Origin of the sequence: Enterobacter cloacae complex sp. P47BA (assembly GCF_014930485.1) — a bacterium.
GTDB lineage: Bacteria > Pseudomonadota > Gammaproteobacteria > Enterobacterales > Enterobacteriaceae > Enterobacter > Enterobacter bugandensis.
The window spans coordinates 17,228-43,125 of sequence record NZ_JADBRF010000012.1; the positions used below are offsets into that span (position 1 = coordinate 17,228).

Here is a 25,898-nt window from a genome sequence, read left to right on the forward strand (position 1 = left end):
TCGCTATGTCTGACGACATGTCTTCTTTTTCGCCTTCGTCAGCGGGCGAACAGGGTGTACTACGTTCTATGCAGGAGGTTGCGATGAGCTCCCAGGAAGCCAGCAAGATGCTGCGCACTTACAATATTGCCTGGTGGGGCAATAACTACTACGACGTCAACGAACTGGGCCACATCAGCGTCTGCCCGGACCCGGACGTCCCTGAAGCGCGCGTGGATCTCGCTAAGCTGGTGAAAGCCCGTGAAGCGCAGGGCCAGCGTTTGCCTGCACTGTTCTGCTTCCCGCAGATCCTGCAACATCGCCTGCGTTCCATTAACGCCGCGTTCAAGCGCGCGCGTGAATCCTACGGCTATAACGGCGACTACTTCCTGGTTTACCCGATCAAGGTGAACCAGCACCGCCGCGTAATCGAATCCCTGATCCACTCCGGCGAACCGCTGGGACTGGAAGCAGGCTCCAAAGCGGAGCTGATGGCGGTTCTGGCGCACGCGGGCATGACCCGGTCGGTGATCGTCTGTAACGGCTATAAAGACCGCGAGTACATTCGTCTGGCGCTGATTGGCGAGAAGATGGGCCACAAGGTCTATCTGGTTATCGAGAAGATGACCGAAATTGCCATCGTGCTGGAAGAGGCCGAGCGTCTGAACGTCATTCCGCGCCTTGGCGTACGTGCGCGTCTGGCGTCGCAGGGTTCCGGTAAATGGCAGTCTTCCGGCGGTGAAAAATCCAAGTTCGGCCTCGCGGCGAACCAGGTGCTGCAGCTTGTGGAGATCCTGCGCGAGCGCGGTCGTCTGGACAGCATTCAGTTGCTGCACTTCCACCTCGGCTCGCAGATGGCCAATATTCGCGACATCGCCACCGGCGTGCGTGAATCCGCGCGTTTCTACGTTGAGCTGCACAAGCTTGGCGTGAATATTCAGTGCTTCGACGTGGGCGGCGGCCTGGGCGTGGACTACGAAGGGACCCGCTCGCAGTCCGACTGCTCGGTGAACTACGGCCTGAACGAATACGCCAACAACATCATCTGGGCGATTGGCGATGCCTGTGAAGAGCACGGCCTGCCGCACCCGACGGTGATTACCGAATCTGGCCGCGCGGTTACCGCGCACCATACGGTGCTGGTGTCTAATATCATTGGCGTTGAGCGCAGCGAAATCACCGAAGCGACGCCTCCGCAAGATGATGCCCCGCGTTCCCTGCAAAGCATGTGGGAAACCTGGCAGGAAATGCACGAGCCGGGCACGCGCCGTTCCCTGCGCGAATGGCTGCACGACAGCCAGATGGATCTGCACGATATCCACGTCGGCTACTCGTCAGGCACCTTCAGCCTGCAGGAGCGCGCGTGGGCGGAGCAGCTCTATCTGAACATGTGCCATGAAGTGCAGAAACAGCTCGACCCGAGCAACCGCGCGCATCGTCCGATTATCGACGAGTTGCAGGAGCGTATGGCGGACAAAATGTACGTCAACTTCTCCCTGTTCCAGTCGATGCCGGATGCCTGGGGTATCGACCAGCTGTTCCCGGTTCTGCCGCTGGAAGGGCTGAACCACGCCCCGGAACGTCGTGCGGTGCTGCTGGACATCACCTGTGACTCTGACGGCGCGATTGACCACTACGTTGACGGTGACGGTATCGCAACGACGATGCCAATGCCGGAGTACGATCCGGAGAACCCGCCAATGCTGGGCTTCTTTATGGTGGGTGCGTATCAGGAGATCCTCGGCAACATGCACAACCTGTTCGGTGATACCGAAGCGGTTGACGTGTTTGTCTTCCCTGACGGCAGCGTCGAGGTTGAGCTGTCCGACGAAGGGGACACCGTGGCGGACATGCTCGAATACGTGCAGCTGGATCCGAAAAAACTGCTCACCCAGTTCCGCGACCAGGTGAAAAACACCGGTCTGGACGATGCCTTGCAGCAGCAGTTCCTGGAAGAGTTTGAAGCGGGTCTGTACGGGTACACCTACCTGGAAGACGAGTAGTAAAACCTCCCTCTCCCGGTGGGAGAGGGTTGGGGTGAGGGCATCAGACCGCACAATACCCTATACTCACTTGAACCCGTATGAATTACCGGCGATAATTCGCCCCAATATGCGATTTACGAATCAATCCCTTCCTCGTCGGGTTTAACGACGCGGAGGGGATTTTTTTTCATCTGTTTTTAATGTATCGACGTTAAAAGAGGTCAGGACATGAGCACTTTAGGTCATCAGTACGATAACTCTCTGGTATCTAACGCGTTTGGTTTTTTACGCCTTCCAATGAACTTCCAGCCGTACGACAGCGATGCGGACTGGGTGATCACCGGCGTGCCGTTCGACATGGCAACCTCCGGTCGTGCGGGTGGACGTCACGGCCCGGCGGCAATCCGTCAGGTTTCCACCAACCTGGCCTGGGAGCACAACCGCTTCCCGTGGAACTTCGACATGCGCGAGCGCCTGAACGTGGTGGACTGCGGTGACCTGGTGTACGCCTTCGGCGACGCGCGCGAAATGAGCGAAAAATTGCAGGCGCACGCAGAGAAACTGCTGGCGGCCGGTAAGCGCATGCTCTCCTTCGGCGGTGACCACTTTGTCACTCTGCCGCTGCTGCGCGCCCACGCGAAGCACTTCGGTAAAATGGCGCTGGTGCACTTCGATGCGCATACCGACACCTACGCGAACGGCTGCGAGTTCGACCACGGCACCATGTTCTACACCGCGCCGAAAGAAGGCCTGATCGATCCGAACCACTCCGTGCAGATCGGCATCCGTACCGAGTTCGACAAAGACAACGGTTTCACCGTGCTGGACGCCGGCCAGGTGAACGATCGCGGCGTGGACGATATTCTGGCTCAGGTTAAGCAGATCGTCGGCGATATGCCTGTATACCTGACCTTCGATATCGACTGCCTGGATCCGGCGTTTGCACCGGGTACTGGTACGCCGGTGATTGGCGGCCTGACGTCAGACCGCGCCATCAAGTTGGTGCGTGGCCTGAAGGATCTGAACATCGTTGGGATGGACGTGGTGGAAGTGGCGCCAGCCTATGACCAGTCCGAGATCACCGCGCTTGCCGCGGCGACCCTGGCGCTGGAAATGCTCTACATCCAGGCCGCGAAAAAAGGCGAATAAGCCTTACGCGCTGATTGCTGCTGCGCGACGCATGCGCAGCAGCAACATTCCCCCGGCAAGCAGGGTGATTACCTGCGAGACGACCAGCACCGAAAAGCCTGAGCTGACCGACCCTACCGACCTCATCACCATCCCCATCAGCAGCGGAATAAACGCCGCGCAGATATTGCCGATCCCGTTGATAATGCCGTAAGCGCTGCCCACCGCCTCCCGCGCGGCGTGATGCTGGATCACCGCCGGAATAGCCGCCCCCTGTAGCCCCCAGAAGATATTCGCCGAGAGCATAAACAGCGCCAGCCAGGCAGGCTGATGGCTGAGCATCAGCGCGACCACGGACAGCGCCGTCAGCGCGCCGCCCACCACAAACAGCATTGGTGCCTGTTCCGGGCGCATTCTGTCGAGCAGCACCCCGCCGAGGAACTTCGAGCCCAGGCTCAGCAGGAAGGGAACGGCCGCAAGCATGCCCGTGGCGTGCAGCGAGAAATGATGCTCGTCGCGCAGCCACGCGGGCAGCCAGGCGCTGCTCCCCCAGAGATAGCTCAGGGTGGCAATCTCCACCAGCAGGATCCACCCGAGCAGCGGCGTCTGCCAGGCAAGCGAAAACGTCTCTGCGAAGCCCGGTTTTTTGATTTTCTCCGCACCCCGCGGCGCGGGCAGGAAGCGCCAGACAAGGCCGCCGCCCAGCACCAGATTTAATACCGCCAGGGCATAAAACGACCCGGCCCAGCCGAGATGCGCCATCAGCCACGTTACCAGCGGAAAGCCCACGGCCAGCCCGAGCGAGACGCCCAGCGCGGTCACGGCGTTGGGTTTGCCGATCTCTTGCGCGCTAAAGTGATCGCTGATGAAGCGCGTTTTCAGCGAAAAGAGCGGCCCCTCAGCGATCCCCAGGATCGTGCGCGCGACGAGCATGCCCATCAGCGATCCGAGCAGCGGGGAAATGGCGCATACCGCTGCCCACATCGCTATGCTGCTCAATAATCCCTGTCGATAATGAAGTTTGCTTTCAATAACCGGAGTTAATAATAAAGCTGAAAATCCATAACCCAGCAGAAAACAGGTCATAAGCATTCCCTGTAACATTCTGTTTTCATTTAGCTGAAAATGCTGAGCAAATTCCGGGTTTAAAATCATGACAGAAATATTCACCCGGTCAACGTAGGAAATAATAATCAGTAATAACAGTGCCACTGTGCCTTGCCATCTTGCCGTCATAACGCCTGCCTTATGTTTTCGTTTATTTCTATTTTTATGCGCGTGATTGTCACGTGGGTAAAATGGTTTACCTGTGAAACTAATTGTTTATTAAAGAAAAAATAAAATTAAGTTTCACAGGTGAAACACCCTGTTTTTCACTTCTTTTATTTTTAAGGAACAAAAAGAAAAGAAGTCAATCACTGTTTATTAAAATTTAAGGCCATCGATAAATCGTATTCTTTCACACCGAAATAATGAAAATTTCATATCGCTGCATTTTTTCGTGATCCTTTGCACACTTAGTTAATTAATTACCGTTTGATTAACAAATTCGTCACATTGCGGCTTGACGAAACATTCATCGCTTTTATATTGACCGTATTAAATAAGAAACAGAGTTTCATATATGAAACAAAAGCCTGGAGGATCGTGATGAGCTGGATAGGCGTATGTGACGCAGAACAAGTACAGGAAGATTTCCCTTTTAGCGGCAACGTCGACGGTAAAGAGATCGGCGTGTATTTGATTGACGGTGAATATTACGCGCTGGAAGACGTATGCCCCCACGCCTATGCCCTGCTGAGCCAGGGCTTCGTGGAGGATGGCAAGGTGGAATGCCCGCTGCACGAGGCGGTATTCGACGTCAAAACCGGCCAGTGCCTGCACGGCCCCGGCGGGCGCAACCTCAACCGCTACCCGGTTCGGGTTTTTGAAAACCAGATTCAGATTACCTTCGTCGAGGAGACCGTGGCATGAGCGACACCCTGAACTACAACCCGGCGCTGCCGGAAAGCCGTCAGTTTGCCCCACCGGCTGAGGGCGGTAACGGTGCGATCCATAAGCCGGGCGATTACCAGAACCTTATCTGGCAGACCCGCAGCCGCGAGCCGGAAAGCTGGGAAGTGAACCTCATCGCCACGCTGGAAGATCTCTTCGAGCAGGGGGTTGAAACCTTACCGGAGCTGGTGAACGGGCTGAACGCGGTGCGCATGCACGATCAGCAGGGCGAGCCGTGGAGCGAGGCCAGCTTCCAGGCATTCTTACAGGTTAACGGCTACTGAGGGCAACGCGATGACGACGACCGTACAACACTATCTCGATAAAGGTCTGCGCGGCCTCTGGTATCCGGTGCTGGCGAGCTGGGAGGTGCAGTCTGCACCGGTGGGCATTACCCGCCTGGGCGAACAGATTGTGGTCTGGCGCAACAAAGACGGCCAGGTGCAGGCGCTGGAGGACCGCTGTCCGCACCGCGGCGCACGCCTGTCGATGGGCTGGAACCTGGGCGACCGCATTGCCTGCTGGTATCACGGCGTGGAGGTCGCGGGCAACGGCGAGGTGAAAGACGTGCCCGCCGTGGACAAATGCCCGCTGGTCGGCCAGCAGTGCGTGCGCAGCTACAACGTGCAGGAGGCGCACGGCGCAATCTTTCTGTGGTTTGGCGTTACCGCAGACCAGCAGCCGGACGAGCTGACCTTCCCGGACGAGCTCGCCGATACGGACAGCTTCAGCAACTTCCTCTGCACCGCCGCGTGGAAATGCAATTACCAGTACGCGCTGGAAAACGTGATGGACCCGATGCACGGCACCTATCTGCACTCCTCGTCGCACTCGATGGCGGAAGGGGATCGCAAGGCCGACATGGTGCTCCAGCCGACAAAAACCGGCTTTATCTTCGAGAAGAAAGGGCAGAGCGGCGTCAACTTTGACTGGGTGGAGCTGGGCAACAGCGGCACCTGCTGGATGCGCCTCTCCATTCCGTACAAGAAGCGCTTCGGGCCGGGCGGCCACTTCTTTATCGTCGGCATGGTGGTGCCGGAAGATAACGACAACTGCCGCGTCTTCTTCTGGCGCATTCGCCGGGTGCAGGGCTGGCAGCGCGACATGTGGCGCTTCATGTACCGCAACCGTCTGGAAAAACTGCACTGGGAAGTGCTGGAGCAGGACCGCGTAGTGCTGGAAAGCCTGGCGCCAAACGCCCGCGACCATGAATACCTGTATCAGCACGACGTCGGCCTCTCGCGCCTGCGCCGCATGATGCAAAAGGCCGCCAAAGAGCAGCTGGCGATGCGCGAAGAACAGCAGGGAGCCGCCTGATGAACGGGCTGCTGAGCGGCAAACGCATCGTCATAACCGGCGCCGCGCGCGGGCTGGGCTTTCACTTTGCCAAAGCCTGCGCGGAGCAGGGCGCGGCGGTGGTGATGTGCGACATCCTCAAGGGCGAGCTGGCCGAGAGCGCCCACGCCCTGAGCGAGCGGGGCTATGCGATCGAACCGCACGTTATCGATCTGGCCGATCCACAGTCCATTGAGCAGGTGTTCAGCGCGATTGGCGAGCAGGGTCAGATTGATGGCCTGGTGAACAACGCGGCGATGGCGACGGGCGTCGGCGGCAAAAATATGCTCGATTACGATCCGGATCTCTGGGATCGGGTGATGAGCGTTAACGTCAAAGGCACCTGGCTGGTGACGCGCGCTTCGGTGCCGCTGCTGCGCGAGGGCGCGGGTATCGTGAACGTTGCGTCCGACACCGCGCTGTGGGGCGCGCCGCGCCTGATGGCCTACGTCGCCAGCAAGGGCGCCGTGATCGCCATGACCCGCTCAATGGCGCGTGAACTGGGCGAAAAGCGTATACGCATTAATGCCATCGCGCCGGGGTTAACCCGCGTCGAGGCGACCGAATATGTTCCGGCCGAGCGCCATCAGCTTTACGAGAATGGCCGCGCGTTAACCGGCGCGCAGCAGCCGGAAGACGTCACCGGCAGCGTAGTCTGGCTGTTAAGCGATCTGTCGCGGTTTATCACCGGGCAGCTGATCCCGGTCAACGGCGGTTTTGTTTTTAACTAAGGTGTGGCGATTATGGCAAACGATCAGGAAGTGAAGTATCTGGTGCCGGGGCTGGAGCGCGGTTTACAGCTGCTGTTGGCCTTTGGCGAGCAGCATCGCGATCTGACCTTTGCCGAGCTGCACCGGCTGGTGGATATGCCGAAGGCGACCGCCTATCGCGTGGTGCAGACGCTGGAGTACATGGGCTTTCTGGAGCGCAACGCGCGCACCAATACCTTTTCGCTGGGCATGAACGTGCTGCGTCTCGGCTTTGAGTACATCGCCTCGCTGGACGTGGCGCAGGTCGGCCAGCCGGTGATCGAGCAGCTGCGCGACGTGAGCCAGTGCAGCAGCCATCTGGCGATCCGCGACGGGCGCGACATTATCTACATCGCCCGCGTCAGCGCCGCCGGGTCGCGCATCAACCAGGTCAGCATTGGCACCCGCCTGCCGGTGCACTGCACCTCGCTGGGCCGCATGCTGCTGACCGATATTTCCCGCGCCGATTTCGAACAGTTGTTCCCGCACGAGCGCCTGCCGGGCAACACGCCGGGGCAGCTTCACGACCGCGAGGCCCTGTGGCAGATGGTGCAACAGGACAAAGCCCGCGGGTTTGTCATCGGCGAATCCTTCTTCCGCCACGGCATCTCCTCCATCGTCTACCCGGTGTATGACCGAAGCGGACGCGTGGCGGCGGTGGTCAGCATTCTGGTGCCGTCGGAGGAGATCCCGCAGACCGACCGCAAGCGGCTGCAAAACGAGGTTCGCCTCGCGGCGGATAAAATTTCTGGCTTCTTAGGGTATTTGTCACAGGCCAGCTAAATCAGTGAGTTAACGTCAGGCGCTTGACTGCGTCGGGCATGTTTTACGCCCAGTTTGGGCCAGATGAGGCAACGAACGATGAGTGTAACCGGAATTGAAAAGCTGGAATTTGGCGTGGAAGACCTGACGCACTGCGCCAAATTTATGCGTGATTTTGGCCTGACGGGCGATGCCAGCGGCCAGCGTTTTACCACCCTGAGCGGCGCGCGCGTGGAGCTGAACCCCATCGACAGTCCCGACCTGCCGCCGGCGTTTGAAGCGGGCAACACCCTGCGCCGCATGACCTGGGCGGTTGCCACACAGTCCGATCTCGACGCGCTGCGCCCGAAGCTTGCGCAGCAGCCCGGCTTTCGCGAAGTGGGCGACGCGCTGGAATGCCTCGATCCGAACGGCATGACCCTGCGCGTGCAGGTCAGCCAGCAGACCGACGTGGAGCTGAACGTTGAGCCGATCAACCAGTGGGGCGATGCCCGCCGTATCGACACGCCCAGCCCGGTTTACGATCGCGCGCAGCCGATCAACGTCGGGCACGTGGTGTTCTTCGTGGAGGAGCTGGCGGCGGTGGAGAAATTCTACCGCGAGGTGCTCGGCTTCCAGGTTTCGGACCGCTACATCAACCGCGCCGTGTTCCTGCGCTGCGGGGCGCGCGGCGGACATCACAACCTGTTCCTGCTGCAACTGCCGAACCGCAAGCGCGGCCTCAACCACGTGGCCTTCACCGTGCGCGACATCCACGAGGTGATCGGCGGCGGTATCGCGATGAATAAAAATGAATGGAGCACCTTTATCGGGCCGGGCCGCCATCCGGTGTCGTCGGCCTATTTCTGGTACGTCAATAGCCCGACCGGCGGCGCGTTTGAGTATTACACCAATGACGACTATCTGACGGAAAACTGGCAGCCGCGCGAGCTGGAGCACTCCCTGGTCTCCTTTACCGAATGGGCGGTAGAAGGCGGGATTGACCACGACACGCGCCGCCAGCAGAAAAAGCCGGAGGCGGTATGACGTCACGCATTGTCATTATCGGCGGCGGTCAGGCGGGCGGCTGGGCGGCGAAAACCCTGCGCGACGAGGGCTTCGACGGCGAGATCTGCGTAGTGGCGGAAGAGGAGTGGGATTTCTACGAACGTCCGCCGCTGTCGAAAGCGTCTCTGCTGGAGCCGGACGCGGCGCTCCCGCGGCTGTTTAGCGAAGAAGCACAGCAGGCGCTGAACCTGATCTGGTACCGCCCGCTGCGTGCTGAATCAGTCGATCGTGAAGCGAAAACCGTGCGTTTAAGTAACGGCGAACGTCTTAGTTACAACATTCTTTTAATGGCCACCGGCGGGCGGGCGCGCCTGCCTTCGCAGGCTTGGGCGGCGCACCCGCAGGTCTACACTCTGCGCCACTGGCAGGATGCGCAGCGCCTGAAGGCGCGCCTGGCGGAAAGTAAAAAACTGGCGATTGTCGGCGGCGGCTGGATCGGCCTTGAGATTGCCGCTTCCGCGCGCAAAAGCGGCGTGGCGGTCACGCTGTTCGAGCAGCAGCCCGCGCTGTGCATGCGCTCGGTGACCGGCGAGGTGTCGCAGCGCTTAGAGGCTATCCATCGCGAGCAGGGGGTGGAGATCCGTACCGGCTGCGGCGCGCTGGAGCTGGAGGACGATAACGGCCTGCCGGCCATGCACTGCGACGGCCAGCGCGAAACCTTTGACGCGGTCGTGGTGGGGATCGGTGTCGATCTCAATCTTGAGCTGGCGCGCGATGCGGGACTTCGCACCGAGCGGGGGATCGTGGTGGACGCCCAGGGACGCACGTCCGATCCGTTCATCTTTGCCGCAGGCGACGTGGCGCAGCACCATCACTACGGCCTGTGCATTCAGTCCTGGGCCTTCGCCCAGAACCAGGCGGTGGCGACGGCGAAAGCCATGCTTAACCCCGATGCGCCAGGCTATGACGACGCGCCGTGGCTGTGGTCGGATCAATATCAGCACAACATCCAGATCCTCGGCATTCCGCAGCCGTGCAGCCGAACGATAGTGCGTGAAGAGGCGCTGTACTTCTCGCTGGACGACAACGGTCGGCTAACGCAGCTGGTGGCGTTCAACGATGCGCGCACCGTCAAGCTGGCGAAGCGCTGGATGGCGGCGGGGCGGGACCTGTCGGACGTACCGCTCGCCGACCCGGCTTTTTCACTGATGTCATTGCGATAGCTAACCCGCACCCGTAGGGGGAGACATGACTACATTAGAGACCAACACCGCGCCCGTCGAGGCGAGCGGTGAGGGAACCCGCACGCCTGAAAAAGCGGTGCGCTGGGCCATCCCGCTGTCGCTGCTGGCCTGCGTGCTGCTGGCGTTTTTCGACAAAATCAGCATCGCGGCGCTCTTTTCCGACGGCCATTTCCAGCAGGCGATGGGCATCGATTTTGACACCACGCGCCTCGGCATTCTGATGAGCGCCTTCCTGCTGAGCTACGGTTTTTCGTCGGTATTTTTGAGCGGTTTAGGCGACAAAATCGCGCCGCTGCGCCTGCTCACCGGGATGATGGCGATCTGGTGCGTGCTGATGGTGGCGATGGGCTTTACCCATAACTACACGCTGATGATCGTTCTGCGCATCCTGCTGGGCGTGGCGGAAGGGCCGCTGTTCCCGCTGGCTTTCGCCATCGTGCGCCACAACTTCCCGCAGCATCTGCAGGCGCGTGCCACCATGCTGTGGCTGCTGGGCACGCCGGTCGGCGCGGCGATTGGCTTCCCGCTCTCCCTCTGGCTGCTGAACACCTTCGGCTGGCAGAGCACCTTCTTTGTGATGGCGATGCTGACCGTGCCGGTGCTTATCTTTGTGCGCGTTGGCCTGCGGGGGATCCGGCTGGAGGCAAAACCTGGCACCTCGCAGGCATCTCAGGACGAGCGGCGCGCGGCGCGGCGCGAGCTGTTTGTCAGCCCGCACTTCTGGATCATCTGCATCTTTAACATCGCGTTCCTGACCTACCTGTGGGGCATCAACGGCTGGCTGCCTGGCTACTTAATTAAGGGCAAAGGCATCCACCTGGAGCACGCGGGCTGGCTGTCGTCGATGCCGTTCATCGCCATGCTGGCGGGAGAGGTGATTGGCGCGTGGCTCTCTGACCGGGTCGATAAGCGCGCGGCGGCCTGCTTTATCTCGATGGCAGGGGCAGCCGTCGGGCTGGCGGCGGTGATGCACCTTGATACCCCGCTTGCCATCATCGCGGCGATGAGCTTCAGCACCTTTATGTGGGGCACCGGCGCCCCCAACATTTTCGCCCTGCTGGCGAAGGCCACCCATCCCCGGGTGAGCGCCACGGCGGGCGGCATTTTCAACGGGCTGGGAAACTTTGCGGGCGCGCTGTCGCCGGCGGTGATGGGCGCGCTGATCGCCTTCACCCACAGCATGGATTCCGGGCTGATTTTTCTGGCGGTGATGGCGGCGGTGGGCTGCGTCCTGTTACTGCCGCTGCTGAGACGTTACTGAGGAGAGTGTCATGACTGATTCAACCGTAACCAACAAAACAGGCATCAAACCTGACCACCTGACGATGGAAGAGTGGGTCGAGTCGCGCATCGCGCGCTTCGAAGGCCGTAAATACGACTGGAACGCGCTGAAGTTCCAGGCCGATTTTGACCCGAAATACCGCCGGGCGCAGATGCGCTACATCGGCACCGGGGCAACCGGCGTGGCGAACGACACCAATACCGTGCAGGCGGACCATTTTACCTTCTCCACCATGGTGCTGCCGTCGAAGTGCGAAGGGCCGCTGCACCTGCACGACGACGTGGAGGAGGTGTTCTTCATGCTCAAAGGGCAGATCACGCTGATGATCCAGGACGGCGACAACTACACCGAAACCGTGCTGCGCGAGCGTGACCTGATCTCCGTCCCGCCGGGCATCTATCGCGGCCTGTTTAACCACGGGGAAGAAGAGGCGCTGATGTGCGTCATGCTGGGAACCAACAAGCCGGAAATCCCGACCTACCCCTCCGATCATCCGCTCTCAAAAGTGAAGCGGAACTAAGGGGGCGACATGACGGCTTTTCGTGAACAGGGAAGTGGCATCCCGCTGATGTTGCTGCACGGGATCAGCTCTGGCGCTGCGTCCTGGCATAAGCAGATGGCGCTTAACGGTTTTCGCGTGCTGGCGTGGGACATGCCCGGTTACGGCGAAAGCCCGATGCTGGCGGTTGAGCGGGCGAACGCGGGAGATTACGCCGACGCGCTGGCGGCGATGCTCGACCGCGCAGGCGTCTGGCAGGCGGTACTGGTGGGCCATTCCCTGGGGGCGCTGGTGGCCAGCGCGTTTGCGGCGAAGTTCCCTGAACGCGTCATTCATCTGGTGCTGGCGGACGCCGCGCAGGGCTACGGTAATGCCGCGCCGGCGCAGCGAGAGCAGGTCTGGCGTAATCGCGAGCAGCAGATGGCGCTCGGTGGCGACATCCTCGCGCAGACCCGCGCCGCGAAGCTGCTGCGCCCCGGCGCGCGCCCGGAGGACATCGCGACCGTTGCGACGGGCATGCGAGCCCTGCGCCCGGAAGGCTATCTCGCCGCCGCGTGGATGCTGGCGCATGACGACATTCACGGCTGGCTTGAGCGCTACGCCGGTAATTTTGAAGTCTGGTGCGGCGAGCAGGATGCCATCACCCAGCCCGAGCTGGTGCAGGGGCTGGCGCTGCGCTACGGCATGCCGTTTACCGCGATTCCACAGGCCGGGCACGCCTGCTATCTCGATAACGACGCGTTTTTTAACCAACAGCTTTTACGCATTAACGAAGAGGTGCGCGATGAATGCACACATTGACGGCCGCGTAGCGGTCGTTACCGGCGGTTCGTCCGGCATTGGCTTTGAAACGCTGCGCCTGCTGCTGGGCGAAGGGGCGAAAGTCGCCTTCTGTGGCCGCGACCCGGACCGGCTCGCCAGCGCCCATGCGGCGCTGCACAACGAATACCCCGACGGGGAGATTTTCTCTTACCGCTGCGACGTGCTGAATGCCGACGAGATGCAGGCCTTCGCGGATGCGGTGCAGGCGCGCTTTGGCGCGGCGGATATGCTGATCAACAACGCCGGTCAGGGCTACGTGGCGCACTTCCAGGAGACGCCGCGCGAGGCGTGGCTCCACGAAGCCGAGCTGAAGCTGTTTGGCGTCATCAATCCAGTGCAGGCGTTCCAGCCTCTGCTGGAACGGTCCGATATCGCCTCTATTACCTGCGTGAACTCCCTGCTGGCGCTGCAGCCGGAGGAGCACATGATCGCCACCTCTGCCGCCCGCGCCGCGCTGCTGAACATGACGCTCACGCTCTCGAAAGAGCTGGTAGGCAAAGGGATTCGCGTCAATTCCATACTGCTTGGCATGGTCGAGTCCGGCCAGTGGCAGCGCCGCTTCGAAAGCCGGGCGGACAAAAGCCAGAGCTGGCCGGAGTGGACGGCGGAGATCGCGCGCAAGCGCGGCATCCCGATGGCGCGTCTCGGCAAGCCGCAGGAGCCCGCGCAGGCGCTGCTGTTCCTCGCCTCGCCGCTGTCCTCGTTTACCACCGGCGCGGCGCTGGACGTTTCCGGCGGCTTTTGCCGTCATCTGTAAGGACGCATCATGAAAAAGGTAATGTTGATTGGTTATGGCGCCATGGCGCAGGCGGTGATTGAGCGTCTGCCCGCTGGCGTGGCTATCGGCTGGATCGTGGCGCGCGCGTCTCACCATGCCGCCATTCGCGACCAGTTTGGCGATGCGGTCGAGGCGCTGACCTCGCCGATGGCGTGCGCACAAACGCCCGATCTGGTGCTGGAGTGCGCCAGCCAGCAGGCGGTTGCGCAGTACGGCGAAGCGATTCTGGGTCGCGGCTGGCATCTGGCGGTCATTTCCACCGGCGCGCTGGCGGACAGCGCGCTGGAGCAGCGCCTGCTCGCGGCGGGCGGGAAACTGACCCTGCTTTCCGGGGCGGTGGCCGGCATCGACGGGCTGGCGGCGGCGAAGGAGGGCGGGCTTGAGCGCGTCACCTATCAGTCGCGTAAAAGCCCGGCCAGCTGGCGCGGCAGCTACGCCGAGCAGCTTATCGACCTTAACGCAGTCAGAGAGGCGCAGGTCTTTTTTGAAGGCAGCGCCCGCGAGGCGGCGCGCCTGTTCCCGGCGAACGCCAACGTGGCGGCGACCGTGGCGCTCGGTGGCGTCGGGATGGATGAAACCCGCGTACAGCTGATGGTTGACCCGGCAACGAAACGTAACACCCACACGCTGCACGTAGAAGGGCTGTTTGGCGAATTCCATCTGGAGCTGAGCGGGCTGCCGCTGGCGTCTAACCCTAAAACCTCCACCCTGGCGGCACTCAGCGCGGTGCGCGCCTGCCGCGAACTGGCCCTGAGCTGAGGAGTGATGATGGACGATCTGAAGATTTTTATCGGCGGCCAGTGGCGACGCGGCGGCGGTAACCCGATGCAGAGCCACTTCCCGGCTGACGGGTCGATCAATGCGACGCTGAACGCGGCAAACCTTGACGATCTGCACGACGCGATCGAGGCCGGCGAGCGCGCGTGGCGCGATCCCGTCTGGCGCAACAGCCTGCCGCACATGCGGGCGAAGATCCTGCACAAGGTGGCGGATCTGATTGAGTCCCGCGCTGACGAGCTGGCGCAGATGCAGAGCCGGGATAACGGCAAGCCGCTGGCGGAGGCGCGCGGGCTGGTGATGAGCGCGGCGGGAACGGCCCGCTACTTCGCCGCCGCCTGCGAGCTGCTGGAAGGGGAGCTACCCACGCCGCGCCAGCCGGATCTGCTGACGCTAAGCCGCTATGAGCCGCTCGGCGTGGTGGCGGCCATCACGCCGTGGAACTCGCCCATTGCAAGCGAGATGCAGAAGGTCGCCCCGGCCATCGCCGCCGGGAACGCGGTGATCCTCAAGCCTGCCGAAGCCACGTCGCTGATGGCGCTGGAGCTGGCGCGCATTTTTGAACAGGCCGGGCTGCCCGCCGGGCTGCTGAGCGTGCTGCCGGGCAAAGGCTCGGTGATTGGCGACGCGCTGGCGCGCCATCCCCGCGTGCGAAAAATTTCCTTTACCGGCGGCACCGCCACGGGCCGCCATCTGGCGCACGTGGCTGCGGAAAAGCTGATCCCGGCGTCGCTGGAGCTGGGCGGTAAATCCCCGACCATCGTGCTGGAGGATGCCGACGTTGAGCAGGCCGCGCGCGGGATCTGCTACGGCATTTTCAGCTCAGCAGGGCAGGCGTGCATCGCCGGGTCCCGGCTGTTTATCCACGAAAGCCTGTACGCGCCGCTGATGGCGCGGCTGCTGGAATTAACTCGCGGGTTGCGCGTAGGGCACCCCTTCACCGACGGCGTTCACGTTGGGCCGCTGATCAATGAGAAACATCGCCAGAGCGTACAGGAATACGTCGAGCTGGCGAAGCGCGAGGGGGGCCGGGTGCTGTGCGGCGGGGAGATCCCGGCGGATCCTGACCTCGCAAACGGCAGCTTCTTCCAGCCGACCATTATCGAAGGGCTGACGAACGGCGCCCGCGCCTGCCAGGAGGAGATCTTCGGCCCGGTGCTGGTGGCGATGCCGTTTCGCGATGAAGCGGCGTTGATCCGCGAGGCGAACGACTCGGCTTACGGCCTGGCGGCAGGGATCTGGACCCGCGATACCGGGCGGGCGCTGCGCCTGAGCGAGCAGCTGGAGGCCGGTACGGTGTGGATCAACACCTACAAAGTTTTTGCGATTTCGACCCCGTTCGGGGGCTTTAAAGAGAGCGGTCTGGGCCGCGAAAAGGGCATTCAGGGGCTGAAAGCCTGGATGCAGCAAAAGAGCATTTATCTGGCGACGGGTAACAGCGTCAACCACTGGTGCGACTGAGAAAGGGTGAGCAATGAGCGAAATGATAACCGTCGGCGACGCCATCGCCAGAACGCTGGAGCAGTATCAGGTTGAGGCCATCTACGGCGTCATCTCCATTCACAACCTGCCGATCGCGGACGCGGTAGGGCAGCGGGGCAAAATCCGCTTCGTGCCCGCGCGCGGCGAGGCGGGTTCCGTCACCATGGCCGACGCCCACGGGCGGTTTTCCGGCCTCGGCGTGGCGCTGACCAGCACCGGCGCGGGGGCGGGGAACGCGGTAGGCGCGCTGGTGGAGGCGATGAACGCCTGCACGCCGCTGCTGCATTTAACCGGACAGGTTGAAAAGGCCTGGCTGGACGCCGACACCGGGTTTATCCACGAGACCCGCGACCAGCTGACCTTCCTGAAGGCCAGTTCAAAACGGGCGTACCGCATCAGCAATGCCAGCCAGGCGATAGCGATTCTGCATAAAGCGATTCAGGAGGCGCAGACGCCGCCGTGCGGGCCGGTCTCTGTGGAAATTCCGATTGATATTCAGGGGGCTAAAATTCCTCTGTCTCTGGTGACCGCACCGGTGAAACCAGCTTCGGTTGCAGCCGTGGATCCCGCGATGGTGGATGCTTTGTGGGCGCAGCTCAGACAGGCTAAACAGCCGCTGCTGTGGCTGGGCGGCGGGGCGCTGGGAAGCGCTGACGCGGTGAAAAAACTGGCGGATGCGGGCGTGACGGTGATCTCCAGCACCCACGCGCGCGGCGTGCTGCCGGATGGCCATCGTGCCAGCCTGCGCGCGTTCCACAACTCGCCGTCGGTTGAGGCGCTTATTGCGCAGTGTGATTTTACGCTGGTGGCCGGTTCTCGCCTGCGCAGTAACGAAACCCGCTCCTGGACGCTGGAGTTGCCGTCTCCGCGGGTGCAGATAGATATCGACCCGGCGGCGGCGAGCCGTAACTACCTGATGGATAACACGCTGGTAGCCGACTGTTCAGCGCTGCTTGGCGCGCTGGCTGAAAAAGCGCAGGGCCGCGAGTGGGGCAACGCCCAGTGGGACGCGCAGGTGCAGCTTGTGGTCTCGCAGGCTGAACAGGGTCTGCGCGAGCAGTGCGGCGCCTATGCGAAGCTCAACGACGCCATTGAAAAAGCCCTGCCGCAGGACGGCCTGCTGGTGCGCGATATCACCGTTTCCGGCAGCCTGTGGGGCAGCCGCCTGTTCAGGGCTAACGGCCCGCTGATGAACATTCACTCTCTGGCCGGGGCGATTGGCATGGGGCTGCCAATGGCGATTGGTACCGCGATTGCTAACCCACAGCGTAAGGTGGTGGGGCTGGTGGGCGACGGTGGCCTGAGCCTGAATTTAGGCGAGCTGGCGACGCTTGCGCAGGAGAAAGCTAACGTGACGCTGCTGATCATGAACGACGGGGGCTACGGCGTGATGCGCGGCATTCAGGATAAGTACTTCGGCGGGCGACAGTATTATAACGAACTGCATACGCCGGACTTTACCCTGCTGGCACAGGCAATTGGCCTGCAGGCGTGGAGCGTTGAGCGGGCAGAGGATTTTGAAGCCGTGATGACGGAAGCGCTGGCGATGCCGGGGCCGTCGGTAGTGGAAGTGCGGATGGGTCAGATTGGCGCGCTGAAGTTTGCCGGGCCGCCGCAGAAAACGCTTTACTAGCTGTTTCCCCTCTCCCACGGGGAGAGGGAGAAAACAGTAGTCCGGGTAAGGCGAAGCCGCCACCCGGCTTGTTTTATCAGAACACGTTAAACGGGTATTCCACGTAGGCGCGGATCTCGTCCCCGCCCACGTTATAGTCGCTGGCGTTGCCGGAGACGCGCAGCACGGAGTAGCGCAGTCTCAGCTTCAGATCTTTTGCCGGGCCGTCCTGCACCTGGTACTGGATCTGGTTAAACCACTCGTGCTCTTTGCCGTTGCTGGTTTCAGAGGTCTTGATATTGTCGCCGCGCACGTAGGCGGTGGTCCAGCTCAGGCCCGGCAGGCCGAGACCCGCGAAGTCCAGACCGTAGGATGCCTGCCAGGAACGTTCATCTTCGCCGTTAAAGTCAGACCAGTAGGAGTTCGCGAGCCAGATGGTGTTACCGCCGTCGCCCACGCCGCCCTTGTCGCGATATCCGCCGTAGTTATAGCCGGTGCTGCCGCTGCTCTGCTGGTACGCCACTTTGAACGTGTGAATATCCCAGATGTAGCTCGCCGCCAGGCTCCAGATGGTGTTGCTGCGGCCCGTGTCGAGGCTGTCAGCGTAGCCCTGGTCCAGACGCGAGTTATAGCCGTTAAAGTCGAGCACCAGCTGCTGCCCGGTGCTGAACGGCTGTTTGAAATTCAGCCCCAGGTACTGTTTGTTCATCACCTCTTCGTTATGAGAGGCGTATAGCGCGCCGCTGAACTGGTCGTTGAACTGGTAGCTTGCGCCACCGAAAGTCAGGCTTTTCAGGCCGCTGTCGTGGCGGTCGTCGCTTTTACGCTGCTCGTCGGTGAAATAACCGGCGTTCACTTCCAGCCCGTCGATCTCTTTCGAGGTCAGCATGGCACCGGTGTAGCTTTCAAACAGCAGGCGGGAGCTGTCGGCATTAACGATAGGCAGTTCAGGACGCTGGTTACCGTAGCTCAGCACGGTATTCGAGATCCGCATTTTGGCGGTAGCGCCAAATTTCGCTAAATCGGATTTGGCCCGGCCATCGTCTTCCTGTTTAAAGAAGTCGATACCTCCCGCACCGCTCTTGCCGCGACCGCCGTCCAGGCGCACGCCGTACTGCGCGATGCCGTCCACGCCAAAGCCCACCAGCCCTTCGGTATAGCCGGATTCAAAGGTGGCGATGATCCCCTGACCCCATTCGGCTTTATCCTGCTGGCCCTGATGGTAGTCAAGGCTGATATACGCATTGCGTAAAAACAGGTCTAAATGGCTGTCGTCGATAAAACCCTTGCTGTCAGATTGCTGGCTTGCAGCGGCGGGTAATGCGGCGAATAAACTTAAAGCAATTAACGATAATTCTTTTTTCACGGAGGGAACGTCTCTGTCTTAATATATTAAATTGAATTACTGCGCGTTTGATAATTACCGGAAAGATTAACGATTGCAATAAATATGTGACCAGACGTTTCAGCCGGAAAGGGTAGATTTGACGGGGCTTTCAGAGGTGTTACCGATACGTGCGATTTAGTTAGCAATTCATGCGAAATAAAAAGGAGGCAAAATTGCCTCCTTCCAAAATTATTTAATTCCGTCAGCGGCCATTCGGTCGCGAATATGCTGTGCGCGCGCTTCTGAGGCCGGGTGATCGTCAAACATGGAACTCTGGCGACCCGCTTCCAGTTTTGCCAGCTTTTCGAAGCTGGTGGCTAAACCGGATGGATTAATACCGCGTTTGCGCAACAGATCGTAGGAGTAGTCGTCCGCTTCGGACTCCTGACGCTGCGAGAACTGGGAGTTAACCAGTTTTTCACCTACGTCTCCAAGCTGCGACTGGGACAGGCTGCCAACGATGCCGCCCGCAGAGGCCGCCGCCGCGCGAATGGCGTTGGTGCCTAAGGCAACCTGCATCCCTTTCTTCACGTGGCCGAGCGCAACGTGACCCATTTCATGGCCGATAACCGCTTCCACTTCGTTGTCGGTCATCATGTCCATCAGCCCGCTGTAGACGCGGATACAGCCGTTAGCCATCGCGAAGGCGTTGACGTCTTTCGCCATGTAAACCTTGTAGTTCACCGGCTGGCCGTTGATGTTATCGCCGAGCGCGGAAGCAATCTTATTCAGACGCTGTGTGTAGGTACTGTCAGCCGGCGCAAGCGTGGCTTTTCCGTCCATATCTTTACAGGCCTGATCGCTCAGCGCTTTAACCTGCGCGTCGCTCAGGGAGTAGGCCTGAAAGGCTTCTGCACCTGAAGTCATCAGACCGTTAGAGTCCATATTCTGACAGCCGCTCAGCACGAGCGTTGTACCCAGGGCCAGCACTATTGCACGCATTTTCATGAGGTTGCTTCCGTACTCGTTAAACTGAATAAAATCCGAAAAGTGCACCCGCAACGAAGCCGGGGCGGGATAAGTATAAGGAATATCTACAGGCGCGGGCGAGCAGATTGCGCAACATGCGAGCATGATCCAGAGATTTCTTAAGCTGCAAAAGAATGGTCCATGTACATGCCCTGCGGCTTGGGTTACATTGTTGGCACTTTTTTCCGGCGTAGCCCAAAACGCGCTGTCGTCAAGGGCATGGCCTTTAACAGTCCGATCTGGAGTTAAAATGTCCTCACGTAAAGAGCTTGCTAATGCTATTCGTGCGCTGAGCATGGACGCAGTACAGAAAGCCAAATCCGGCCACCCGGGTGCCCCTATGGGTATGGCTGATATCGCCGAAGTCCTGTGGCGTGATTTCCTTAACCACAACCCGCAGAACCCGGCATGGGCTGACCGCGACCGTTTCGTGCTGTCTAACGGCCACGGCTCTATGCTGATCTATAGCCTGCTGCACCTCACCGGCTACGATCTGCCAATCGAAGAGCTGAAAAACTTCCGTCAGCTGCACTCCAAAACTCCAGGTCACCCGGAAGTGGGCTACACCGCTGGCGTAGAAACCACCACCGGCCCGCTGGGTCAGGGCATTGCTAACGCTGTGGGTATGGCGATTGCCGAGAAGACCCTGGCGGCGCAGTTCAACCGTCCTGGCCATGACATCGTTGACCACTTCACCTACGCTTTCCTGGGCGACGGCTGCATGATGGAAGGCATTTCTCACGAAGTGTGCTCCCTGGCTGGTACCCTGAAGCTGGGCAAACTGGTGGCGTTCTACGACGACAACGGTATCTCCATCGACGGTCACGTTGAAGGCTGGTTCACTGACGACACCGCCGCACGTTTCGAAGCCTACGGCTGGCACGTTGTGCGTGGTGTTGATGGCCACGATGCTGACTCGATTAAACGTGCAGTAGAAGAAGCTCGCGCAGTCACCGACAAACCGTCCCTGCTGATGTGCAAAACCATCATCGGCTTCGGTTCTCCGAACAAAGCGGGCACCCATGACTCCCACGGCGCACCGCTGGGCGACGCGGAAATCGCGCTGACCCGTGAAGCACTGGGCTGGAAACACCCTGCCTTCGAAATCCCGTCTGAGATCTATGCTCAGTGGGATGCTAAAGAAGTGGGCCAGGCGAAAGAAGCGGCCTGGAACGAGAAATTCGCTGCCTATGCGAAGGCGTTCCCACAGGAAGCGGCTGAATTCACCCGTCGTATGAAAGGCGATATGCCGTCTGACTTCGACGCGAAAGCCAACGAATTCATCGCGAAGCTGCAGGCGAACCCGTCTAAAATCGCCAGCCGTAAAGCATCTCAGAATGCGATTGAAGCGTTCGGTCCGCTGCTTCCGGAATTCCTGGGCGGCTCCGCTGACCTGGCGCCTTCTAACCTGACCCTGTGGTCTGGTTCTAAGCCAATCAACGAAGACACTGCCGGTAACTACATCCATTACGGTGTACGTGAGTTCGGTATGACCGCTATCGCGAACGGTATCGCTCTGCACGGTGGTTTCCTGCCATACACCTCTACCTTCCTGATGTTCGTGGAATATGCACGTAACGCCGTGCGTATGGCTGCGCTGATGAAACAGCGTCAGGTGATGGTCTACACCCATGACTCCATCGGTCTGGGCGAAGATGGTCCAACTCACCAGCCGGTAGAGCAGGTAGCTTCCCTGCGCGTAACCCCGAACATGAGCACGTGGCGTCCATGTGACCAGGTTGAATCTGCGGTAGCGTGGAAATACGGCGTTGAGCGTCAGGACGGCCCGACCGCGCTGATCCTCTCCCGTCAGAACCTGGCGCAGCAGGAGCGTACCCCTGAGCAACTGGCAAACATCGCCCGCGGTGGCTACGTGCTGAAAGATTGCGCGGGCCAGCCTGAGCTGATCTTCATCGCGACCGGTTCTGAAGTTGAACTGGCTGTAGCAGCATGGGAAAAACTGACTGCCGAAGGCGTGAAGGCGCGCGTGGTCTCCATGCCGTCTACCGATGCGTTCGACAAGCAGGATGCGGCTTACCGTGAATCCGTACTGCCTAAAGCGGTTTCCGCTCGCGTGGCAGTGGAAGCGGGTATTGCTGACTACTGGTTCAAATACGTGGGTCTGAACGGCGCTATCGTCGGTATGACCACCTTCGGTGAGTCTGCTCCGGCAGAACAGCTGTTCGAAGAGTTCGGCTTCACCGTTGAGAACGTGGTCGCTAAGGCGAAAGAACTGCTGTAATCGCCGTTTTGCCCGGTGGCGCTTACGCTGACCGGGCCTACAAATGGCTCAAAAGTAGGCCGGGTAAGCGCTAGCGCTTACCCGGCTTTTTTTGCGTCATTATTCCAACGAAAATGTGACGCAAGTCATATAGCTCGCTTATTCATCTGGACAGACATTCCTTTTATTCCCCGATTCGCTTATTCTTGCTGAAGCGTTTCAGTCGATTAAATGTTCGACAATTGACCAATCAATCGCAGTTTGTGATAGCAAAGATTCCCCTTCGGGCGTCGCTGGATTACTCTTTCAGCCACCTCAAACTCAGGGATTGCTTTGCAGGAGATCTATGACCGTACGCGTAGCGATTAATGGCTTCGGTCGCATCGGGCGTAATGTGGTTCGTGCTTTGTATGAATCCGGACGTCGGGCGGAAATCACCGTGGTGGCAATCAATGAACTGGCGGATGCTGCGGGCATGGCGCATTTATTGAAGTATGACACCAGCCACGGACGCTTCGCCTGGGATGTGCGCCAGGAAAGAGATCAGCTTTTTGTGGGTGATGACGCTATTCGTGTGCTGCATGAGAACAGCATTTCCGGGCTACCCTGGCGTGAACTGGGTGTGGATGTGGTGCTTGACTGTACCGGTGTGTATGGCAACCGCGAACACGGCGAAGCGCATCTGACAGCAGGCGCGAAAAAAGTCCTGTTTTCTCATCCCGGCAGTCACGACCTCGACGCGACCGTCGTGTTTGGCGTCAACCAGCATGAGCTGCAAGCCGAACACCGCATTGTTTCCAACGCCTCCTGCACCACCAACTGCATTATTCCGGTCATCAAACTGTTAGACGATGCGTATGGCATTGAATCCGGCACCGTAACCACGATTCACTCCGCCATGCACGATCAGCAGGTTATCGACGCCTATCACCCGGATTTACGACGCACTCGCGCGGCGAGCCAGTCAATCATCCCGGTGGACACGAAACTGGCTGCAGGGATCACCCGAATTTTCCCGCAGTTTAATGACCGTTTCGAAGCGATTGCCGTGCGTGTTCCGACGATAAACGTCACCGCAATCGATCTTAGCGTGACGGTGAAAAAACCGGTAAAAGCCTGTGAAGTCAACCTGTTGCTGCAAAAAGCGGCACAGGGAGCATTTCATGGTATAGTTGACTATACGGAATTACCGTTGGTCTCAGTAGATTTTAACCACGACCCGCACAGCGCCATCGTGGATGGCACGCAGACGCGAGTCAGTGGTGCGCACCTTATCAAGACGCTGGTCTGGTGTGATAACGAATGGGGCTTTGCTAACCGAATGCTCGACACCACGTTAGCCATGGCCGCAAAAGGTTTCAGGTAGAGCGCACCTTGCGCTTGCAAAACTTTAAGAATCAACGAGAGGATTCACCATGTCTGTAATTAAGATGACCGATCTGGATCTGGCAGGTAAACGCGTTTTCATCCGTGCCGATCTGAACGTACCGGTTAAAGATGGCAAAGTGACCAGCGACGCGCGTATCCGTGCATCTCTGCCAACCATTGAACTGGCTCTGAAGCAGGGCGCTAAAGTGATGGTCACCTCCCACCTGGGCCGTCCAACTGAAGGCGAGTACAACGAAGAGTTCTCTCTGCTGCCGGTTGTTAATTACCTGAAAGACAAACTGTCCAACCCGGTTCGCCTGGTGAAAGATTACCTGGACGGCGTAGACGTTGCCGAAGGTGAGCTGGTTGTTCTGGAAAACGTTCGCTTCAACAAAGGCGAAAAGAAAGACGACGAAACCCTGTCCAAAAAATACGCTGCACTGTGCGACGTATTCGTGATGGATGCATTCGGTACTGCGCACCGTGCGCAGGCATCTACCCACGGTATCGGTAAATTCGCAGACGTCGCGTGTGCGGGTCCTCTGCTGGCTGACGAACTGGAAGCACTGGGTAAAGCACTGAAAGAACCTGCTCGCCCAATGGTCGCTATCGTTGGTGGTTCTAAAGTGTCTACCAAACTGACCGTTCTGGATTCCCTGTCTAAAATCGCTGACCAGCTGATCGTTGGCGGTGGTATTGCGAACACCTTCGTTGCCGCTCAGGGCCACAACGTGGGTAAATCCCTGTACGAAGCAGACCTGGTTGACGAAGCCAAACGCCTGCTGGGTACCTGTGATATCCCGGTTCCAACTGACGTTCGCGTGGCGACTGAGTTCTCCGAAACCGCAACCGCGACCCTGAAATCAGTAAACGACATCAAAGACGAAGAGCAGATTCTGGACCTGGGCGACGTTTCTGCACAGAAACTGGCTGAAATCCTGAAAAACGCAAAAACTATCCTGTGGAACGGTCCTGTTGGCGTGTTCGAATTCCCGAACTTCCGCAAAGGGACTGAAATCGTGGCTAACGCAATCGCAGACAGCGAAGCGTTCTCTATCGCAGGCGGTGGTGACACCCTGGCAGCAATCGACCTGTTCGGTATCGCTGACAAGATCTCCTACATCTCCACTGGTGGCGGCGCATTCCTCGAATTCGTGGAAGGCAAAGTACTGCCAGCAGTAGCAATGCTCGAAGAGCGCGCTAAGAAGTAAGCCATTCAAGGGCAGGGAAACCTGCCCAATTTTCAGCGCGCTTTTAAGAGCTCGCACCTTTTCTAACGGCCGAAGATACAGGACTAAGCAACATGTCTAAAATTTTTGATTTCGTAAAACCTGGCGTTATCACTGGTGATGACGTACAGAAAGTGTTCCAGGTAGCTAAAGAAAACAACTTCGCTCTGCCAGCAGTTAACTGCGTAGGTACCGACTCCATCAACGCCGTACTGGAAACCGCTGCAAAAGTTAAAGCACCGGTTATCGTTCAGTTCTCTAACGGCGGCGCTGCGTTCATCGCAGGTAAAGGCGTGAAAACTGACATTCCTCAGGGTGCTGCTATCCTGGGTGCTATCTCTGGTGCGCACCACGTACACCAGATGGCTGAACACTACGGTGTTCCAGTTATCCTGCACACTGACCACTGCGCGAAGAAACTGCTGCCGTGGATCGACGGTCTGCTGGACGCGGGTGAAAAACACTTCGCGGCAACCGGTAAGCCACTGTTCTCTTCTCACATGATCGACCTGTCTGAAGAGTCACTGCACGAAAACATCGAAATCTGCTCTAAGTACCTGGCGCGCATGGCCAAAATGGACATGACCCTGGAAATCGAACTGGGTTGCACCGGTGGTGAAGAAGACGGCGTGGACAACAGCCACATGGACGCTTCTGCCCTGTACACCCAGCCAGAAGACGTTGATTACGCTTACACCGAGCTGAGCAAAATCAGCCCGCGCTTCACCATTGCAGCGTCCTTCGGTAACGTGCACGGCGTTTATAAGCCAGGTAACGTGGTTCTGACCCCGACCATCCTGCGCGATTCTCAGGAATACGTTTCCAAGAAACACAACCTGCCGCACAACAGCCTGAACTTCGTCTTCCACGGCGGTTCCGGTTCTTCTGCTCAGGAAATCAAAGACTCCGTAAGCTACGGCGTAGTGAAAATGAACATCGATACCGACACCCAGTGGGCAACCTGGGACGGTATCCTGCAGTACTACAAAGCGAACGAAGCTTACCTGCAGGGCCAGCTGGGCAACCCGAAAGGCGAAGACCAGCCGAACAAGAAATACTACGATCCACGCGTATGGCTGCGCGCTGCTCAGACGTCCATGGTGACCCGTCTGGAGCAGGCTTTCAAAGAACTGAACGCAATCGACGTTCTGTAATTTGAGCTGCTGACAGCATCAGAAGGCCCGCAAATGCGGGCCTTTTTTTATGCTTTTTCAATACCCTGTCAGACCTGTTTTTGTGATCTGTTTGGCAAAGCCGGTGCTTTTTGTTTACCCTTTACTGACCTGCCTGTCTCCATGGGGGATGGAT

The 25,898-nt window shown here is 59.3% G+C and carries 23 protein-coding genes; 20 read left to right on the forward strand and 3 right to left on the reverse strand.

The genetic code is table 11. The features are described 5' to 3' along the window. The first annotated feature begins 5 nt into the window (after positions 1 to 5). Both speA and speB read left to right on the forward strand, forming a co-directional pair. A complete protein-coding gene (gene speA / locus IM299_RS13425; protein WP_028014361.1) occupies positions 6 to 1,982 on the forward strand; it encodes a biosynthetic arginine decarboxylase in 1,977 nt (658 codons plus the stop codon). Positions 1,983 to 2,192: 210 nt separating this feature from the next. Then, complete coding sequence (gene speB / locus IM299_RS13430) at positions 2,193 to 3,113, forward strand: agmatinase (RefSeq protein ID WP_017382921.1); 921 nt, start codon at positions 2,193 to 2,195, stop codon at positions 3,111 to 3,113. A gap of 3 nt (positions 3,114 to 3,116) precedes the next feature. Here speB and IM299_RS13435 read toward each other — a convergent pair whose 3' ends face one another. Beyond that, positions 3,117 to 4,328 carry an MFS transporter gene (locus tag IM299_RS13435; protein ID WP_193357629.1) on the reverse strand — a complete coding sequence of 404 codons (1,212 nt, stop codon included), beginning with the start codon at positions 4,326 to 4,328 and terminating at the stop codon, positions 3,117 to 3,119. Positions 4,329 to 4,742: 414 nt separating this feature from the next. On the opposite strand from IM299_RS13435, the gene IM299_RS13440 reads away from it, so the two are divergent. The 14 genes from IM299_RS13440 to IM299_RS13505 all read left to right on the forward strand — a co-directional run bounded on the left by IM299_RS13440 (position 4,743) and on the right by IM299_RS13505 (position 17,437). Next, complete coding sequence (locus tag IM299_RS13440) at positions 4,743 to 5,066, forward strand: non-heme iron oxygenase ferredoxin subunit (RefSeq protein ID WP_003860044.1); 324 nt, start codon at positions 4,743 to 4,745, stop codon at positions 5,064 to 5,066. Continuing rightward, a complete protein-coding gene (locus tag IM299_RS13445) occupies positions 5,063 to 5,371 on the forward strand; it encodes a recombinase-like helix-turn-helix domain-containing protein (RefSeq protein WP_028014353.1) in 309 nt (102 codons plus the stop codon). The genes IM299_RS13440 and IM299_RS13445 overlap by 4 nt, the downstream gene beginning before the upstream one ends. Positions 5,372 to 5,381: 10 nt before the next feature. Then, positions 5,382 to 6,404: an aromatic ring-hydroxylating dioxygenase subunit alpha gene (locus IM299_RS13450; RefSeq protein ID WP_028014352.1), complete on the forward strand. Its 1,023-nt coding sequence runs from the start codon at positions 5,382 to 5,384 to the stop codon at positions 6,402 to 6,404. Further along, a complete protein-coding gene (locus tag IM299_RS13455; protein ID WP_193357630.1) occupies positions 6,404 to 7,153 on the forward strand; it encodes an SDR family oxidoreductase in 750 nt (249 codons plus the stop codon). The genes IM299_RS13450 and IM299_RS13455 overlap by 1 nt, the downstream gene beginning before the upstream one ends. Before the next feature lie 12 nt (positions 7,154 to 7,165). Further along, positions 7,166 to 7,954, forward strand: a complete 789-nt coding sequence (locus tag IM299_RS13460; RefSeq protein ID WP_193357631.1) for an IclR family transcriptional regulator — start codon at positions 7,166 to 7,168, stop codon at positions 7,952 to 7,954. 78 nt (positions 7,955 to 8,032) lie between these two features. Then, positions 8,033 to 8,959, forward strand: coding sequence for a VOC family protein (locus IM299_RS13465; protein WP_063452017.1), 927 nt, complete (start codon positions 8,033 to 8,035; stop codon positions 8,957 to 8,959). Further along, positions 8,956 to 10,143: an NAD(P)/FAD-dependent oxidoreductase gene (locus tag IM299_RS13470; protein ID WP_193357632.1), complete on the forward strand. Its 1,188-nt coding sequence runs from the start codon at positions 8,956 to 8,958 to the stop codon at positions 10,141 to 10,143. Before IM299_RS13465 ends, IM299_RS13470 begins: the two co-directional genes overlap by 4 nt. 25 nt (positions 10,144 to 10,168) lie before the next feature. After that, positions 10,169 to 11,425: an MFS transporter gene (locus tag IM299_RS13475; RefSeq protein ID WP_049136407.1), complete on the forward strand. Its 1,257-nt coding sequence runs from the start codon at positions 10,169 to 10,171 to the stop codon at positions 11,423 to 11,425. 10 nt (positions 11,426 to 11,435) lie between these two features. Beyond that, complete coding sequence (locus IM299_RS13480) at positions 11,436 to 11,966, forward strand: cupin domain-containing protein (protein WP_017382915.1); 531 nt, start codon at positions 11,436 to 11,438, stop codon at positions 11,964 to 11,966. A gap of 9 nt (positions 11,967 to 11,975) precedes the next feature. Further along, positions 11,976 to 12,746 (forward strand): alpha/beta fold hydrolase, encoded by a 771-nt coding sequence (locus IM299_RS13485; protein WP_193357633.1) that lies wholly within the window; start codon positions 11,976 to 11,978, stop codon positions 12,744 to 12,746. After that, positions 12,730 to 13,524: an SDR family oxidoreductase gene (locus tag IM299_RS13490; protein ID WP_193357634.1), complete on the forward strand. Its 795-nt coding sequence runs from the start codon at positions 12,730 to 12,732 to the stop codon at positions 13,522 to 13,524. Before IM299_RS13485 ends, IM299_RS13490 begins: the two co-directional genes overlap by 17 nt. 9 nt (positions 13,525 to 13,533) lie before the next feature. Continuing rightward, positions 13,534 to 14,304, forward strand: a complete 771-nt coding sequence (locus IM299_RS13495; RefSeq protein ID WP_193357635.1) for an aspartate dehydrogenase — start codon at positions 13,534 to 13,536, stop codon at positions 14,302 to 14,304. Between the two features lie 9 nt (positions 14,305 to 14,313). Beyond that, on the forward strand, positions 14,314 to 15,783 hold the full coding sequence (locus tag IM299_RS13500) for an aldehyde dehydrogenase (RefSeq protein ID WP_193357661.1): 1,470 nt from the start codon (positions 14,314 to 14,316) through the stop codon (positions 15,781 to 15,783). A gap of 13 nt (positions 15,784 to 15,796) precedes the next feature. Next, positions 15,797 to 17,437, forward strand: coding sequence for a thiamine pyrophosphate-binding protein (locus IM299_RS13505; RefSeq protein WP_193357636.1), 1,641 nt, complete (start codon positions 15,797 to 15,799; stop codon positions 17,435 to 17,437). 76 nt (positions 17,438 to 17,513) lie between these two features. Here IM299_RS13505 and IM299_RS13510 read toward each other — a convergent pair whose 3' ends face one another. Next, on the reverse strand, positions 17,514 to 18,782 hold the full coding sequence (locus IM299_RS13510) for an OprD family outer membrane porin (protein ID WP_193357637.1): 1,269 nt from the start codon (positions 18,780 to 18,782) through the stop codon (positions 17,514 to 17,516). A gap of 210 nt (positions 18,783 to 18,992) precedes the next feature. Further along, positions 18,993 to 19,751 (reverse strand): M48 family metallopeptidase, encoded by a 759-nt coding sequence (locus IM299_RS13515; RefSeq protein WP_028014340.1) that lies wholly within the window; start codon positions 19,749 to 19,751, stop codon positions 18,993 to 18,995. Between the two features lie 271 nt (positions 19,752 to 20,022). Between IM299_RS13515 and tkt the strand changes: the two genes are divergently transcribed. From tkt to fbaA, 4 genes are all read left to right on the forward strand, one after another. Next, on the forward strand, positions 20,023 to 22,014 hold the full coding sequence (tkt, locus tag IM299_RS13520) for a transketolase (RefSeq protein ID WP_041908344.1): 1,992 nt from the start codon (positions 20,023 to 20,025) through the stop codon (positions 22,012 to 22,014). Positions 22,015 to 22,339: 325 nt separating this feature from the next. Continuing rightward, entirely contained in the window at positions 22,340 to 23,359 is a 1,020-nt protein-coding gene (epd, locus tag IM299_RS13525) for an erythrose-4-phosphate dehydrogenase (protein WP_041908345.1), read from the forward strand. A 49-nt stretch (positions 23,360 to 23,408) separates the two neighbouring features. Then, positions 23,409 to 24,572, forward strand: a complete 1,164-nt coding sequence (pgk, locus tag IM299_RS13530) for a phosphoglycerate kinase (RefSeq protein ID WP_028014337.1) — start codon at positions 23,409 to 23,411, stop codon at positions 24,570 to 24,572. 92 nt (positions 24,573 to 24,664) lie between these two features. Next, positions 24,665 to 25,744: a class II fructose-bisphosphate aldolase gene (fbaA, locus tag IM299_RS13535; protein ID WP_008499731.1), complete on the forward strand. Its 1,080-nt coding sequence runs from the start codon at positions 24,665 to 24,667 to the stop codon at positions 25,742 to 25,744. Positions 25,745 to 25,898: the final 154 nt, after the last annotated feature.

Coding starts and splice junctions, on each gene's coding strand:
- speA (WP_028014361.1), top strand. CDS start 6: ATGTCTGACGACATGTCTTCTTTTTCGCCTTCGTCAGCGGGCGAACAG.
- speB (WP_017382921.1), top strand. CDS start 2,193: ATGAGCACTTTAGGTCATCAGTACGATAACTCTCTGGTATCTAACGCG.
- IM299_RS13435 (WP_193357629.1), bottom strand. CDS start 4,328: ATGACGGCAAGATGGCAAGGCACAGTGGCACTGTTATTACTGATTATT.
- IM299_RS13440 (WP_003860044.1), top strand. CDS start 4,743: ATGAGCTGGATAGGCGTATGTGACGCAGAACAAGTACAGGAAGATTTC.
- IM299_RS13445 (WP_028014353.1), top strand. CDS start 5,063: ATGAGCGACACCCTGAACTACAACCCGGCGCTGCCGGAAAGCCGTCAG.
- IM299_RS13450 (WP_028014352.1), top strand. CDS start 5,382: ATGACGACGACCGTACAACACTATCTCGATAAAGGTCTGCGCGGCCTC.
- IM299_RS13455 (WP_193357630.1), top strand. CDS start 6,404: ATGAACGGGCTGCTGAGCGGCAAACGCATCGTCATAACCGGCGCCGCG.
- IM299_RS13460 (WP_193357631.1), top strand. CDS start 7,166: ATGGCAAACGATCAGGAAGTGAAGTATCTGGTGCCGGGGCTGGAGCGC.
- IM299_RS13465 (WP_063452017.1), top strand. CDS start 8,033: ATGAGTGTAACCGGAATTGAAAAGCTGGAATTTGGCGTGGAAGACCTG.
- IM299_RS13470 (WP_193357632.1), top strand. CDS start 8,956: ATGACGTCACGCATTGTCATTATCGGCGGCGGTCAGGCGGGCGGCTGG.
- IM299_RS13475 (WP_049136407.1), top strand. CDS start 10,169: ATGACTACATTAGAGACCAACACCGCGCCCGTCGAGGCGAGCGGTGAG.
- IM299_RS13480 (WP_017382915.1), top strand. CDS start 11,436: ATGACTGATTCAACCGTAACCAACAAAACAGGCATCAAACCTGACCAC.
- IM299_RS13485 (WP_193357633.1), top strand. CDS start 11,976: ATGACGGCTTTTCGTGAACAGGGAAGTGGCATCCCGCTGATGTTGCTG.
- IM299_RS13490 (WP_193357634.1), top strand. CDS start 12,730: ATGAATGCACACATTGACGGCCGCGTAGCGGTCGTTACCGGCGGTTCG.
- IM299_RS13495 (WP_193357635.1), top strand. CDS start 13,534: ATGAAAAAGGTAATGTTGATTGGTTATGGCGCCATGGCGCAGGCGGTG.
- IM299_RS13500 (WP_193357661.1), top strand. CDS start 14,314: ATGGACGATCTGAAGATTTTTATCGGCGGCCAGTGGCGACGCGGCGGC.
- IM299_RS13505 (WP_193357636.1), top strand. CDS start 15,797: ATGAGCGAAATGATAACCGTCGGCGACGCCATCGCCAGAACGCTGGAG.
- IM299_RS13515 (WP_028014340.1), bottom strand. CDS start 19,751: ATGAAAATGCGTGCAATAGTGCTGGCCCTGGGTACAACGCTCGTGCTG.
- tkt (WP_041908344.1), top strand. CDS start 20,023: ATGTCCTCACGTAAAGAGCTTGCTAATGCTATTCGTGCGCTGAGCATG.
- epd (WP_041908345.1), top strand. CDS start 22,340: ATGACCGTACGCGTAGCGATTAATGGCTTCGGTCGCATCGGGCGTAAT.
- pgk (WP_028014337.1), top strand. CDS start 23,409: ATGTCTGTAATTAAGATGACCGATCTGGATCTGGCAGGTAAACGCGTT.
- fbaA (WP_008499731.1), top strand. CDS start 24,665: ATGTCTAAAATTTTTGATTTCGTAAAACCTGGCGTTATCACTGGTGAT.